General features: G+C 56.3%; 13 protein-coding genes. 9 read left to right on the top strand and 4 right to left on the bottom strand.

Features of this window, described 5'->3' with window-relative positions:
* Nucleotides 1-41: 41 nt before the first annotated feature.
* The 4 genes from FCS96_RS06000 (at nucleotide 42) to FCS96_RS05985 (ending at nucleotide 4,287) form a co-directional block, all read left to right on the top strand.
* Nucleotides 42-452 (top strand): PilZ domain-containing protein, encoded by a 411-nt coding sequence (locus tag FCS96_RS06000; RefSeq protein ID WP_138439294.1) that lies wholly within the window; start codon nucleotides 42-44, stop codon nucleotides 450-452.
* A gap of 101 nt (nucleotides 453-553) precedes the next feature.
* Nucleotides 554-1,528, top strand: a complete 975-nt coding sequence (cysD, locus tag FCS96_RS05995; protein ID WP_323053724.1) for a sulfate adenylyltransferase subunit CysD — start codon at nucleotides 554-556, stop codon at nucleotides 1,526-1,528.
* A gap of 1 nt (nucleotide 1,529) precedes the next feature.
* Entirely contained in the window at nucleotides 1,530-3,188 is a 1,659-nt protein-coding gene (gene cysN / locus FCS96_RS05990; RefSeq protein WP_138439292.1) for a sulfate adenylyltransferase subunit CysN, read from the top strand.
* Nucleotides 3,189-3,270: 82 nt separating this feature from the next.
* The gene (locus FCS96_RS05985; RefSeq protein WP_138439291.1) at nucleotides 3,271-4,287 is read left to right on the top strand and encodes a nucleoid-associated protein; all 1,017 of its coding nucleotides are present in this window, start codon (nucleotides 3,271-3,273) and stop codon (nucleotides 4,285-4,287) included.
* A 15-nt stretch (nucleotides 4,288-4,302) separates the two neighbouring features.
* Here FCS96_RS05985 and FCS96_RS05980 read toward each other — a convergent pair whose 3' ends face one another.
* From FCS96_RS05980 to trmH, 3 genes are all read right to left on the bottom strand, one after another.
* On the bottom strand, nucleotides 4,303-4,899 hold the full coding sequence (locus FCS96_RS05980; protein WP_138439290.1) for a DUF2931 family protein: 597 nt from the start codon (nucleotides 4,897-4,899) through the stop codon (nucleotides 4,303-4,305).
* Nucleotides 4,900-4,902: 3 nt separating this feature from the next.
* Complete coding sequence (locus FCS96_RS05975) at nucleotides 4,903-6,924, bottom strand: T6SS phospholipase effector Tle1-like catalytic domain-containing protein (protein WP_138439289.1); 2,022 nt, start codon at nucleotides 6,922-6,924, stop codon at nucleotides 4,903-4,905.
* 127 nt (nucleotides 6,925-7,051) lie between these two features.
* The gene (gene trmH, locus FCS96_RS05970; protein WP_138439288.1) at nucleotides 7,052-7,762 is read right to left on the bottom strand and encodes a tRNA (guanosine(18)-2'-O)-methyltransferase TrmH; all 711 of its coding nucleotides are present in this window, start codon (nucleotides 7,760-7,762) and stop codon (nucleotides 7,052-7,054) included.
* 183 nt (nucleotides 7,763-7,945) lie between these two features.
* On the opposite strand from trmH, the gene miaB reads away from it, so the two are divergent.
* The 5 genes from miaB to lnt all read left to right on the top strand — a co-directional run bounded on the left by miaB (nucleotide 7,946) and on the right by lnt (nucleotide 13,221).
* Nucleotides 7,946-9,292, top strand: coding sequence for a tRNA (N6-isopentenyl adenosine(37)-C2)-methylthiotransferase MiaB (gene miaB / locus FCS96_RS05965; RefSeq protein WP_138439287.1), 1,347 nt, complete (start codon nucleotides 7,946-7,948; stop codon nucleotides 9,290-9,292).
* Nucleotides 9,293-9,373: 81 nt separating this feature from the next.
* Nucleotides 9,374-10,357: a PhoH family protein gene (locus FCS96_RS05960; protein WP_138439286.1), complete on the top strand. Its 984-nt coding sequence runs from the start codon at nucleotides 9,374-9,376 to the stop codon at nucleotides 10,355-10,357.
* On the top strand, nucleotides 10,354-10,827 hold the full coding sequence (gene ybeY / locus FCS96_RS05955; protein WP_138439285.1) for an rRNA maturation RNase YbeY: 474 nt from the start codon (nucleotides 10,354-10,356) through the stop codon (nucleotides 10,825-10,827). Before FCS96_RS05960 ends, ybeY begins: the two co-directional genes overlap by 4 nt.
* Entirely contained in the window at nucleotides 10,824-11,669 is an 846-nt protein-coding gene (locus tag FCS96_RS05950; protein WP_138439284.1) for an HlyC/CorC family transporter, read from the top strand. The genes ybeY and FCS96_RS05950 overlap by 4 nt, the downstream gene beginning before the upstream one ends.
* Nucleotides 11,659-13,221, top strand: coding sequence for an apolipoprotein N-acyltransferase (gene lnt, locus FCS96_RS05945; RefSeq protein WP_138439283.1), 1,563 nt, complete (start codon nucleotides 11,659-11,661; stop codon nucleotides 13,219-13,221). The genes FCS96_RS05950 and lnt overlap by 11 nt, the downstream gene beginning before the upstream one ends.
* Here the strand turns inward: lnt and FCS96_RS05940 are convergent.
* Nucleotides 13,190-13,738 (bottom strand): zinc ribbon-containing protein, encoded by a 549-nt coding sequence (locus FCS96_RS05940; RefSeq protein WP_138439282.1) that lies wholly within the window; start codon nucleotides 13,736-13,738, stop codon nucleotides 13,190-13,192. The two genes, lnt and FCS96_RS05940, sit on opposite strands and share 32 nt — an antisense overlap.
* Nucleotides 13,739-13,863 lie beyond the last annotated feature (125 nt).

Raw genomic sequence — 13,863 nt, 5'->3', positions numbered from 1 at the left:
ACACAGCCGCTATGAATGCCAGTTACGTCAGACGAGTAGCCATGAAACCAGCTGTCATAAAAACAAATCTACGCAACCAACAGCGTGTTGATGTCTCGACTGAGATTGCCATTGAAAGACCTGATGGGTGCTGCCTGACCTGCTCAGTCGCGAACCTCTCACGCACGGGCTTGATGATTTCCTGCAGCCAGGAGGCCATCAAGGCACTGATTCCTGACCAGCGAAGCCCTGCACCCGGCAACTGGGTCTCCGTAAAAACCCGCTTTTCCGTGCCCGTCGTTGCAACCCAGCCCGTCGCGGTTATTGCCGAGGGTCACATAGTGCATATGCGCCGGATCGCCCGGGACGAATTCCAACTGGGCATCCAGTTTTCCGAATTCGAAGGCAACGGCTTCGAATACGTGGATCGCTACGTCGCTAAACTGCTGGCAGACTCCCGAAACCAGTCCTGACACGCCCTGTCTTTCACGGCTCTCGTAACCGCGTAGCCAGCCTTGCCGCTATATTATTATAACCCCAAACTCTAGTTGGGGCGCTTCTTATACCCTAGCCCATTCTGGTATCATTTCAGGTCAAATTTGCACAGCCAACAGGGTCCGCATCGCGGCATCGGAATACCATGACCACATACAACCTCACGCACCTGAAACAGCTGGAAGCGGAAAGCATTCACATCATCCGGGAAGTGGCAGCCGAGTTTGACAACCCGGTCATGCTCTACTCCATCGGCAAGGATTCTGCCGTGATGCTGCATCTTGCCCGCAAAGCGTTTTACCCCGGCAAGCCTCCGTTCCCGCTGATGCACGTGGACACCACGTGGAAGTTCAAGGACATGATCGATTTCCGCGACCGAAAGGTGAAGGAATACGGCCTGGACCTGATCGTTCACAAGAATGAAGACGGCATCAAGCAGGGCATTGGTCCGTTCACCCACGGCAGTGCCAAGCACACCGATGTCATGAAGACACAGGCGCTGAAGCAGGCGCTGGACAAGTACAAGTTTGACGCTGCGTTCGGTGGTGCACGCCGGGACGAGGAAAAATCCCGGGCCAAGGAACGCGTCTATTCGTTCCGGGACGAGTACCATCGCTGGGACCCGAAAAACCAGCGCCCGGAACTCTGGAACATCTATAACGGCAAGGTCAACAAGGGCGAAAGCATTCGCGTGTTCCCGCTGTCCAACTGGACGGAGCTGGACATCTGGCAGTACATCTACCTTGAGAACATCGAGATCGTTCCGCTTTACTACGCCGCCAAGCGCCCTGTGGTTGAGCGCGACGGCACCCTGATCATGGTGGATGACGATCGCATGCCACTGAAAGAAGGCGAGAAGCCGATGATGAAATCGGTTCGCTTCCGAACTCTGGGCTGCTACCCGCTGACCGGCGCCATCGAATCCGAGGCAGACACCCTGCCGGAGATTATCCAAGAGATGCTGCTGGCCACCAGTTCAGAACGTCAGGGCCGGGTTATTGACCACGATTCAGCCGGCTCCATGGAACAGAAAAAGCGGGAAGGGTATTTCTAAGATGGCACACCAGTCTGATCTGATTGCAGAAGATATTCAGGCCTACCTGAAGCAACACGAAAACAAGGAGCTGCTGCGCCTGCTGACCTGCGGCAGCGTTGACGATGGCAAGAGCACACTGATCGGCCGCCTGCTCCACGACACCAAGATGATCTACGAAGATCATATGGCGAGCCTGAAAACCGACAGCGCCAAGATGGGTACCACCGGCGAAAAGCTGGACCTGGCCCTGCTGGTCGACGGCCTGCAGGCGGAGCGCGAACAGGGCATCACCATTGATGTGGCTTACCGCTTCTTCTCTACTGACAAGCGCAAGTTCATCATTGCCGACACCCCGGGCCACGAGCAGTACACCCGCAACATGGCCACCGGGGCCTCCACGGCACAGCTGGCCATCCTGATGATCGACGCCCGCCAAGGCGTTCTGACCCAGACCCGTCGCCATTCGTTCATTGCGTCACTCCAGGGCATCCGACACATCGTTGTCGCCATCAACAAGATGGACCTGGTGGATTACAGCGAAGAGCGCTTCAACGAAATCAAGGACGACTACCTGGCGTTTGCCGCCAAGCTGGGCCTGAAAGACATTCGCTTTGTGCCGATTTCCGCTCTGGAAGGCGACAACGTCGTCAACAAGAGCGAGAACACGCCCTGGTTCACCGGCCAGCCGCTGATGGAAATTTTAGAGACCGTTGAAGTTTCACGGGACAAAAATCTCGAGCACTTCCGGTTCCCGGTTCAGTACGTGACCCGCCCTAACCTGAACTTCCGTGGTTTCTGCGGCACCATCGCCTCTGGCGTAATTCGCCCGGGCGACAAGGTCATGGCCTTGCCATCCCGTAAGACCAGCACCGTAAAAGACATTGTCACCTTCGACGGCAACCTCGACGAAGCCTACATTGACCAGGCGGTCACCTTGACCCTGGACGACGAAATCGACATTAGCCGTGGAGACATGCTGGTCAAGCCGGAAGACGAGCCGGAAGTGGGCAATCGCTTCAACGCCAACATCGTCTGGATGACGGACACCCCGTTGGAAACCGGTCGGCTTTATGACATCAAGCTGGGCCCCACCTTCACTTCGGGCACCGTCAAGACGATCCATCACCAGACCGACGTCAACACACTTGAGCAGCAGGCCAATCCGGCCAAGCTCCAGCTGAACGAAATCGGCCTGTGCGAACTGACCCTCAACCAGCCCATCGCGTTCGATGCCTACCAGCGCAACCACGCCACGGGCAGCTTCATCGTGATCGACCGACTCACCAACGTCACCATTGGTGCCGGCATGGTTGCCGGCCTCGCAGACGGTGTTGAATCCCTGGATCCGGTCAGCCTTGAGGAGCGCGAACGTCGCCTTGCCCAGAAGCCGGCGATCATAGGATGCAGCGGTAAACAGGCGCCCGCTTTGGCACTGGCGGTAGAGCGTGCGCTCTTCGATCAGGGCAAGACCGCGGTCGTGGTTACCGAAGACAATGCAGGCGACGCCGACGATCGTCGCCGGACATCCCAGCTGCTGTCCGCCCACGGCCTGATCGCCGTTGCGGTCAACCTTGGTTCCGATGTAGCCTCTGCCTCCGTTTCCGCTGACAGCGACAAGGAAATTCCTGCCGCTGTCGGCCAACTGGTTCAACAGTTGATCCGGAGCAAGCGAATCTGACCCCCGGGTAGCACACAAGCCCCGCAGGCCAGAGTCGCCTCCGGGGCTTTTTTTATTGCACGCGCAGCATGAGAATACCAGCATGGCTATCAGACACCTTCGCACCGCTTTTGCCAGTCAATACCAGCCCGGGCAACCGGCCCGCTTGCAGTCGGGAGAGGCATTTTCAGAACCCGGCGGCGACTACGAATCTCTCCATAAACAGATGAAACGGCTGTTCAACAGCAAGCCAGGAAAGAAGTATGGCCGTTTTTCGGAAGAGATTGGCGAATGCCCGTTCAGCAGCTGGCTGAAAGATTACCTTGAGGACAAACAGAGCTTCGGTTCTATGACCGACCGACTGTTTGGGCAATGGCAGGAATTGCTGACCGGTTGCCAGGAGGAATTCCAGGGTCACCTGATGATTGTGCACGAAGCACTTGCTGACTCAGAGGTGGTGTACCTGCTGATTCTGGAGAGCGACAGCGCCCTGCGTTTCGACGGCAATCAGACTCTGGACGCCACCGACGTACTGAGCCTGTCACGTCTGAATCTCGCCGTGCGGATCGAGCTGGACGACTGGCGCAGCGACAACAGCGCGGAAAACTATCTGACCCTGGTGCACGGCCGCGGTACCGGTGAGCCCGGCGAGCTGTTTATCCGCCTGGCAGGCTTTACCAACCAAGTGGATGTAGAGAAAGAGACCGTAACCTTCCTGGACGCTGTCGAAGCGTTTGCGAAATCGTCGGAGCCGGAAAAGGCAGGCGAGGTTCGCAGCAAAGCTTACGAGTTCTGCAAGGAACAGCACGCACTGGGCGAGCCGGTCGAAATCGAGGCGCTTTCTGGCTATCTCGACGAGAGCGAACCACAGCGATTCAAGGAGTTTGCCTCCAAGACCACCGAACTCCCGGAAAGCGGCGTTCTTCACCCGGACCACCGCAAGGTTAAAAAGCTGGTTCGCATCGCCGGCTCTGGCGGCGGCATGAGCGTTTCCTTCTCCTCAGATCTGGTCAACCAGGCCGTGTACTACGACCGCGACCAGGATGCTCTGACCATTACCCGACTGCCGAAGGCACTGCGTGAACAGTTGCAGCGGTATTTGGAGGCTCGGGAGGAGTAGGCTACCCCCTCCCGATCACCATCCTTCCAGGGGAATACCGTGCATATCTAGGTATTCCCGATGCTCATCCTTGTAATCCTCTATAAGCACTGAATATTCTTGAGGCTTACCTTCCATTTCGTTTCCTTGTAAACGAACTAATTCCAACTCGTTACCTACCTGACTTTTTATCCAAACGACGATCTCACCACCTGGAGCGAGCCCAAGGGTCAAAACGTTTCTCGGCTTGTATTTCAAGCCCTTAGACGTTGTAAAAGGAGCCGGCTCTCGCATCGCCTCACGCCACTCAGATTTAATTTCGATTAACTTCTGATAAACCTTTTCGTCGGCGAAAGAAACCCATTGAATTCCGATGTAGTTAGGAAAAGGCTCCATCCTTCCTCCTTTTCCAGTGGGACCTCCCTCTCCCTGCCAACAGCAACTGATATATCCAGGAGCTTGATGCCAATGCCGCACCCCTGATTTCTCTAGTTCAAGATATTGAACCCATGCGTGATAGTGCTTTGGTGCAGCAATCTGAAAATACCAGTTAACTTGCTCTTTCGAAGAGGCAGAGACGCAACCAGACTGGAAAAACGCCAACAATAAGACCAAACAAACAGAACGAAACATGCCTTACTCCAATGCAGTATTTGCGTGAACGTGTCTTCCTAATGCTTTTACCGGCTTTGACGGCATCAATGGTCGGAAGGGAATCTCTAACCTCAAAACTTCGTCCCAAAGCAGGAATTCCAGTAAATTGAAGTGATTAGAGTGATGAATATATCTCTGTTTCAGAAACCGACCCTGCTCGACCGACAAACTTGGAACGTCCTTCCCGGCGCAAACCTGATCTCTTAAGTTTTCATATATCTCCATCAAGTCTTCAGGCAGGAAATAGTCGCGGTCTGAGGGCATAGCCTCGAACGGAACCTCCTCCTCTAACGCCAAGGCGTGCATTAGTCTCAAAGGCACTCTCGAATATTCGCCCTTTATTAATCTCAACATTTGCAAGCGCAACTCTACTCGCCCATCTGGCAAAGGGTGATTATCCCGAACCTGCTCAATGCCAAGGCTGTATTGCTCACCATTCCCTAGAGTAGAGCTGTGTTCTCCTATCCATTGCTCAGACTCCACCCTTTGCTTTATGGCTAGCAAGTTATCCCATTCGGGGGTTTCCGTGGGCCATACGGTTGCAGAACCTGTAATTGTAAGCTTGGGATGAAGAAGAACTTGCTCGACCTGGGCATCTGGATAACCTCCGCCAATATCCGAATGAGCGCCAGGCAATTCAATTTCTCTAAAATTAGATGCCAACATTCCATCAGCATCCTTCAAACTGTTAAGCGCAAAATTATTCCGTTTTTCGTCTTTAGCAGTGAGGTGAACAGCTTTACCGACGAACTGCGAGTTAAGGTGAATGTCGACAGGAGCATTACGATCATTACCGGCACTGAGGTCCATCTCCCGCCAGTTGATGATTCCCGCGACGGTATCGAATAGCCCGACAAACCGAACACTTACCGAGCCGGGCCACTCGAGGCTGTTTGCCGACCAAGCCTTTCCGAGAAGCCCAGCCGGCCCCTTTCGAACCTCATTGACAGCGTGGCGTGCTGCAGCGGCTCCACGACTAAACCCAAAGAAGTCGAGAGTTAGCTGTTCAATCACCCTGCCTTTCGACCTCTGAGAAACTCTCTCAGCCATATCGAAAAACACACGTTTAACCTGAGCCACGGCTCCCGTCTTTCCTAATCCAGTCGCCATCCCTTCGTATGAATCAGAATCTCCCGTTTTCGTTCCTGCGCCCGGCGCATATACCGAAAGAGACATTACTTTGTAGTTCAGCAAAGTCTTTTCATCTTCACGGTACAGGCGCCACAATTTAGCGACGTTCGTCGGCTCGTTTGCATAGCTCTCGCCCATCAATAAACGTAATTTTTCACGACATTCTTTGAGCTTTTCTGGGGACTCCTTTAGCGGCATGAAGCAATCCCTCTCCAGCCGTTGCTTGAATGCTTCGATATTTCCGACATTATTTAATGTTCCGTCGGTGAAGACACCGACAGCCACGTGCAGAGGTAAAGTCTCATCCTCTGACATGCTTGCTTTTCGTTTCGCCTCGGCGACAAACGGCACAACCCCTCCCGCAGCACCCAATGGCAAAGACAGCTTGCGATCTCTAGCCCCAACATTCTGCGAAGGGTGGCGTCGCTCCTCATCAGCGGCTGATCGATGCCCCGCAGAGCCGGCGGGTGTTAACAAACCCAGTGCCCCGGCTATCACCCCCTCCCGGTTCAACGTATCCACTTCGTTAGCTAAAAAGAGAAAAGGAGAGGAAGATGAAAGGGTCCACTTTCCTGACGTCGCAGAAGATGATGAATCCGGCTTCCAGACTACGGGGGGATCAATAGGTTGGCCGGATGTAAGAGGGTTGTGAACCAGAACCAGGTCACCGGACTCGAGCAATGCAAGCAATCGAGCGCGAAGGAACTCCGGACGGGCGCCCGCCGAAAAGCCGGGTATATCGTATGGGTCGAATCGCGGGAGCGGCTCACACTGCCCCAGTAATGCCTGTTTAACCAGCCGGGCGGCGAGAAATGGCGATTCAGCAAGCGGCAGATCGCGCGCTTTCAGGCAAGCTCGGGGCTTTATGTGCATGACAATCCTTGTCGATCAGGGTTCTCAGCGGACGATCCGTGTCCGTGCGCCAGGCTTTATGTAACCCTGACTCCTAGCCCCAAAGGTAATCAATTCTGCGGGCGCAGAAAAACGATCAGGTCTCGTTTTACTCCGCATGCTCCAAATGCGGATGCCGAAGCTTGCGAATCTCTTTCATCCAGCCAACCCCATCAATCAACTCCCCCGTGTCCGGATCGATCGGCGGGTATGGCAGTTTGCGGTCGTCGCAATAGCGTTTGACTGTCGGCTGGCACCAACAGAACAGCAGGCGCTCGTATTCATCGTCCGGCAATCGGCGGTAATCGAAAAGTCCTGCCGCTTTGCGCTGGCGCTGGGCTTCGGCAAGGATGATGGCGCAGGCGGCAGAAACGTTGAGGGATTCCACCATTCCCATCATCGGAATCACGATGTGTTCGTCAGCCTGGTCTGCCGCATCAGAGCTGACCCCGTCCACTTCGTTCCCGAGGATCAACGTGCAGGGCACGGTAAAGTCCACTTCGCGATAATCCACGGCCCGGTCAGACAACTGGGCGGCATAGAGCTTATGGCCCTGCCCCTTCAGGTCGGTGATTGCGGCATCCATGGTGCGGTGGGTGTGTGTTGTCACCCAGTTGTAGCTGCCGCCGGCGGTCTTGCGGAAGGCTCGAAAGCCTTCCCGTGGCCAAACCACATGCATATTGGCCAGGCCAAAGGCATCGCAAGAGCGAAGAATGGCAGACAGGTTGCGGGGTTTGTGCACCTGATCGGTCAGCACACGCAGGTCGGGCTGACGGGTATTCAGGGTTTGTTTGATACGGGCGAGACGTTCGGGAGTCATTTGAATTCAGGTTCGACAACTTCGGAAGACAAAAATAATACCACACGAATCTAGCAACAAGCCGAGACAATGGTGGTTGAAGAATGAGCACCCCGTTATAATGCTCAGTTCCTTTTTGTTCGCGCCTGATTTTCTATCGACCGCAAGCCCCGGCGCACCATCCACCAGAATACGTTGAGACCCATGGCCAAGAAGCTGTACATCAAAACCCACGGCTGCCAGATGAACGAATACGATTCATCCCGAATGGCGGACCTTCTGCGTACCGGCGAAACCGTCGAAATGACCGACACGCCGGACAACGCCGATATCCTGCTGCTGAACACCTGCTCTATCCGTGAGAAGGCCCAGGAGAAAGTGTTCCACCAGCTCGGCCGCTGGAAATCCCTCAAGAACAGCAACCCGGATCTCATTATCGGCGTCGGCGGCTGTGTCGCCAGCCAGGAAGGCCAGGCCATCATTGACCGGGCACCTTATGTAGACATGGTATTCGGCCCGCAAACCCTACACCGCCTGCCTGACATGATCACGGAAGTGCGTGCGAAAGGTAACGGCGTAGGCGTCGTCGATGTCAGCTTCCCGGAGATCGAAAAATTCGACAATCTCCCGGAGCCGGGTGCCGACGGCCCATCCGCCTTTGTTTCAATCATGGAAGGCTGCAGCAAATACTGCACTTTCTGCGTGGTGCCCTACACACGGGGCGAGGAAGTCAGCCGCCCGGCCGACGACGTGATTGCCGAAGTGGCGCACCTCGCCTCCCAGGGTGTTCGTGAGGTAAACCTGCTGGGCCAGAATGTGAACGCTTATCGGGGCGAGACCCACGATAACGACACCATGGACCTGGCGGAGCTGATCACCCTGATTGCCACCATTGATGGTATCGATCGCATCCGTTACACCACCTCGCATCCGGTGGAGTTCACCGACGCGATGATTGACGTCTACGAACAGGTCCCGGAACTGGTGAGCCACCTTCACCTGCCGGTGCAAAGCGGTTCCGACCGGGTGCTGGCAGCCATGAAGCGCGGCCATACTGCTCTGGAGTACAAGTCCAAACTGCGCCGCCTGCGCAAGATCCGCCCGGACATCAGCTTCTCGTCCGATTTCATCATTGGTTTCCCGGGTGAGACCGACAAGGACTTCGAGGACACCATGAAGCTGATCAACGACATCGGCTTCGATGTGTCCTTCAGCTTCATCTACAGTGCCCGTCCGGGCACGCCGGCATCCGATTTGCCGGATGACACCCCGATGGACGTCAAGAAACAGCGCCTGAGCATCCTGCAACAACGGATCAACCAGCAGGCTATGGACATCAGCCGCAAAATGGTCGGCACTACTCAGCGCATTCTGGTCACTGGGCTGTCCAAGAAAGACCCTGGTGAGTTTGCGGGTCGTACTGAAAACAACCGCATCGTCAACTTCCGGCACGATAACCCGGAGGTGGTTGGTCACTTTGTTGACGTTGAAATTGTTGAGGCCTACCCCAACTCCCTTCGCGGCGTCCCCGCGAACGCGGAACTTTACTGAAGCCAGGGTCAGGCACACCAGCCGAGACACGAATGCTTAAAAAGCCCCGTACGCGGGGCTGCCACTGCACATGGAGCCTAATTGAACACCAACGATTCCAGACAATTCGACCTGCACCCGGTGGATCAGCGCCGGCTGGCCTCTCTCTGCGGCCAGTTTGACGAGAACCTCAAGCACATCGAGCGCCGGCTACAGGTAAAAGTCGGCCGGCGCGGCCACCACTTTCGCGTTGAGGGCGAAACCGATCACGTCGCCGCGGCGGTAGAGGTTATCCGCCATCTGTATCGGGAAACCGAGGCCACCGACGACATCTCTCCAGATACCGTTCACCTCTTCATTCGTGAGACAGGCTACGAGCGCCTGCCCGAAGACGTGCCCTACGACGGCGCCGTAACGGTCATCAAGACACCAAAGCTCCAGGCCAAGCCGCGCGGCGCGAACCAGCAGAAGTACGTGCACAGCATCCGCAGCCACGACATTAATTTTGGTATTGGCCCCGCCGGCACCGGCAAGACCTGGCTCGCCGTTGCCTGCGCCGTCGAGGCACTGAAAGACGAGCAGGTGAAGCGGATTCTGCTGGTGCGCCCCGCCGTGGAAGCCGGTGAAAAACTGGGATTCCTGCCCGGCGATCTGGCGCAAAAGGTCGATCCGTATCTGCGCCCGCTGTACGACGCACTGTACGAAATGCTTGGCTTCGATCACGTAACTCGGCTGATCGAAAAGAGCGTGATCGAAATTGCGCCGCTGGCATTCATGCGCGGGCGCACCCTGAACAACTCTTTCATCATTCTTGATGAAAGCCAGAACACCACCCGTGAACAGATGAAGATGTTCCTGACCCGTATCGGTTTCGGCTCAACCGCGGTGATCACCGGTGATACCACCCAGGTGGATCTGCCGCGCGGCCAGAACTCCGGCCTGATTCACGCCGCAGGCGTGCTTGGCAAGGTCTCCGGCATTGGCTTTACCCGCTTCGAAGCCAAAGATGTGGTTCGTCACCCACTGGTTCAGCGCATTGTGGAGGCCTACGATTCGTTCGATGACGGAGGCGGAAGCCAGTCGTGAACGAGCTAACTGTCGATATCCAGGACGTATTCGAGGGCAGCAGCGTGCCCGCCCATGCCCAATTTCAGACCTGGGCGCAAAGCGCCTGGCTGGGCGAGCATCCGTCTGAAGTAACGGTTCGCATCGTTGACACGCTGGAGAGCCAGGCCCTGAACAATGAGTTCCGGGGCAAGGACAAACCGACCAATGTGTTGTCCTTCCCATTTGAAGCGCCAGCCGGTATAACGGTGCCATTGGCGGGAGATCTGGTAATTTGTGCACCCGTTGTCGAATGCGAGGCCGCCGAGCAACAAAAGACGCTAACGGCCCACTGGGCGCACATGGTTGTTCACGGTATGCTGCATCTTCAGGGCTACGATCACGTGGATGATGAAGATGCCGAGGTCATGGAAGCTCTTGAGATTCGGTTGCTTGCGCAACTTGGATTTGGCAACCCTTACGAAGCAGAGGAAACGGAACAAGACTCATGAACGACGATCAGTCGAGTCGCAGTCAGGGCGGAAAGTCCTGGCTGGAACGTATATCACAGGCCTTTGCCAGCGGGCCTGAGTCCGTTGAGGACGTGCTGGAAATCCTCCGGGACGCCGAGTCCCAAAGTATCATCGATGTCGACGCGATGAGCATCATCGAAGGTGCCATGCAGGTGATCGATATGCGCGTGGATGAAATCATGATCCCGCGCTCCCAGATGGTCACCGTCAAAGCTTCGCAAGAACCCAAAGAGTTCCTCGGCGAAATCATTTCCTCCGCCCACAGCCGTTTTCCAGTTATAGGCGACAGCCAGGACGACGTTATCGGTGTTCTGCTCGCCAAGGACCTGCTGCCACTAGCACTGAACAATGAGCTGAACTGGTCGAAAATTCGCGAAATTCTGCGCCCACCGACCTTTGTCCCGGAAAGCAAACGCCTGAACCAGCTGTTGAAAGAGTTCAAGGAAAACCGCAACCACATGGCCATTGTGGTGGACGAATACGGCGGAACCGCCGGGCTGATCACCATTGAAGATGTGCTTGAACAGATCGTCGGCGAAATCGAAGACGAACACGATTTTGACGAGGAAACGCACATCAAAGCCCGTGGTGACGGTACCTACGCGGTCAAAGCGGTCACACCTGTCGATGATTTCAACGAGTTTTTTGAAACAGAGCTCGACGAGGAAGAGTTCGACACTATTGGCGGTCTTGTACTCAAGGAGTTTGGACATCTGCCCAGACGCGGTGAAACGGTTGCATTCGGTGGCTTGCGCTTTACTATTGCCAACGCCGATAACCGAGTCATTCGTCTGCTGCAGGTAACCCGAAGTGAGAAGTGAAGCTACCGAAATCCGGGGCCTGAGCACCCCACTCTCCGCCAGTCGCTGGCTGGGCATCGCCACGCTTATCGCGGCCGGTGCTCTCCAGACCCTGACCTTCTCACCGTTTGAATTCTGGTGGCTGGGCCCAGTTTCCGTCTTGCTGATTCTGCTGGTGACGGTGCCCCTGGCGGCGGACCGCCTATTCAAGGCTGGCTGGTTTACCGGCCTCGGCCTGTTCGGCAGTGGTGCCAGCTGGGTTTACATCAGCATCAGCCAGTACGGCAACACCTCCATTCCCGTATCCGTCCTGCTCACCGTCATATTCGTCGCCGGCCTGGCCCTGTTCCATGGTTTGGCTTTCTGGTTCTGGGGCAAGCTTGCCAAGGACAGCCAGGTCCGCCGGCTGATCCTGTTCCCGGCTATCTGGATTCTCGGCGACTGGCTTCGTGGTTGGCTGCTCACCGGCTTCCCGTGGCTGTATCTGGGCACCGCGCATACCGATGGCCCCCTGGCCGGTCTGGCGCCTTTGGTCGGCGTCCACGGCCTGACCTTCTGGATTACGGTGACCGGCGCCGCACTCTACGCCGCCTGGTGGCTGGCAATGCACCTCCGGCACGTCGCCGCGGCCATCACTCTTCTATGCGCGCTCATACCCTGGGTAGTTGGCCCGACAGTAAACCAGGTAGCCTGGACCGAGATCGACTCGGCGCCAACCAGCTTTGTGGCCATGCAAGGCAATATCCCCCAGCAGATCAAATGGGATCCGGATTTCCTGAAAGACCAGATCGTGACCTATCTGGGCATGACAGAGCCGCACTGGGACGCCGATCTGATCCTGTGGCCGGAAACCGCCATCCCCATCCCGCAGGACAAGGCCGGCAAGATCATTGAACACATCGATCAGGAACTCGGCGATAACAGCACCCTGATCACCGGCATTCCCTGGTATGGTTTCAGCGACCGTATCGAGGACTTTACGTTCCACAACAGCATCATGGCCATCGGCAACGGCGAAGGGATTTACCACAAGCAGAAACTGGTGCCTTTCGGCGAGTACGTTCCCCTGCAGGGGCTGTTGCGCGGATTGATCGGGTTCTTTGATCTGCCCATGAGCAGTTTCAGCCGCGGCCCGGACTATCAGGGACCGCTCCAGGCTAATGGTATACGAATCATGCCATTCATTTGCTACGAGGTGGCCTACCCGGACTTTGTTGCCTTCAACAGTCGCAACGCAGATCTGCTGCTGACCATCAGCAACGACGGCTGGTTCGGCGATTCCATTGGTCCGCTGCAGCACCTGCAGATCGCCCGCATGCGGGCATTGGAAACCGGTCGCTACATGCTGCGCGGCACCAACAACGGCGTCACCGCGATCATCAATAACCGGGGCCAGATCACCGAGGCCATTCCCCAGTTTGAAAAGGCCACCCTACGGGGTGAGGTATACACGGCAACAGGCAGCACCCCCTACATGCAGACCGGTTCCTGGCCGGTGCTGACTCTGGCGGTGATCCTGGTGGTGTTCGTGCGCGAGCGGATTATTCCTCCTTCCTCGGCCAGCGGCTCGTAACCCGCTCATAGTAGTGGGAGCCACAGGCGTCGCAGGGTTCCAGATGGCTGGTGGCGGTCAGGCACCTCATGTGGCTGCAGTTCAGGCATCGGAACATGCCGGCGGTGGCCACTTCGCCGGAGATGTAATGGCCGGCGTCGTCATTTTCCAGCTTCTGGTTCAGCTCCAGAGTATCCACCCGGGTCCGGTCGGCCACGGAGAGCAACCGGTCGGCCAGCTGGTGTTCCAATAACGAGATGTCCAGCTGCAGCCACTCGGTCAGTCCCTCACCGGTTTCGTCCACGAAGTGCATCAGATGGGCTAGGTCACGCTGGAGGTAGGCGCCCAACAAATCCGCCTCCTCCCGGGTCATTTCCTCCAGCTCATACTCGAACTGGATTGCATTTCTGATCTCTTCCTCCAACGTTTCGAGCGATGTCTCCTGTGCCAGCTTCAACCGGCCCTGCACCCGCTCAAGCATCCGGTCGTAAACCTCAAGTGCCTTACCGGAAAGATGGCTTCGTTCTGGTTCAGTCATATTGGCTCTCCCTTCAATACTGTTCAGTCTGGCACAGGATCCGAAATTTGGCAGACTACCTGTCAGGCCCTCTGTGCGTTAGAATGTCCGGCCGCTCCGAACATCATTTTGATACAGGGTAACTT

This window comes from Marinobacter alexandrii, from assembly GCF_005871205.1.
GTDB classification, from domain to species: domain Bacteria; phylum Pseudomonadota; class Gammaproteobacteria; order Pseudomonadales; family Oleiphilaceae; genus Marinobacter; species Marinobacter alexandrii.
This window is presented reverse-complemented; position numbering and strand designations above follow the sequence as displayed.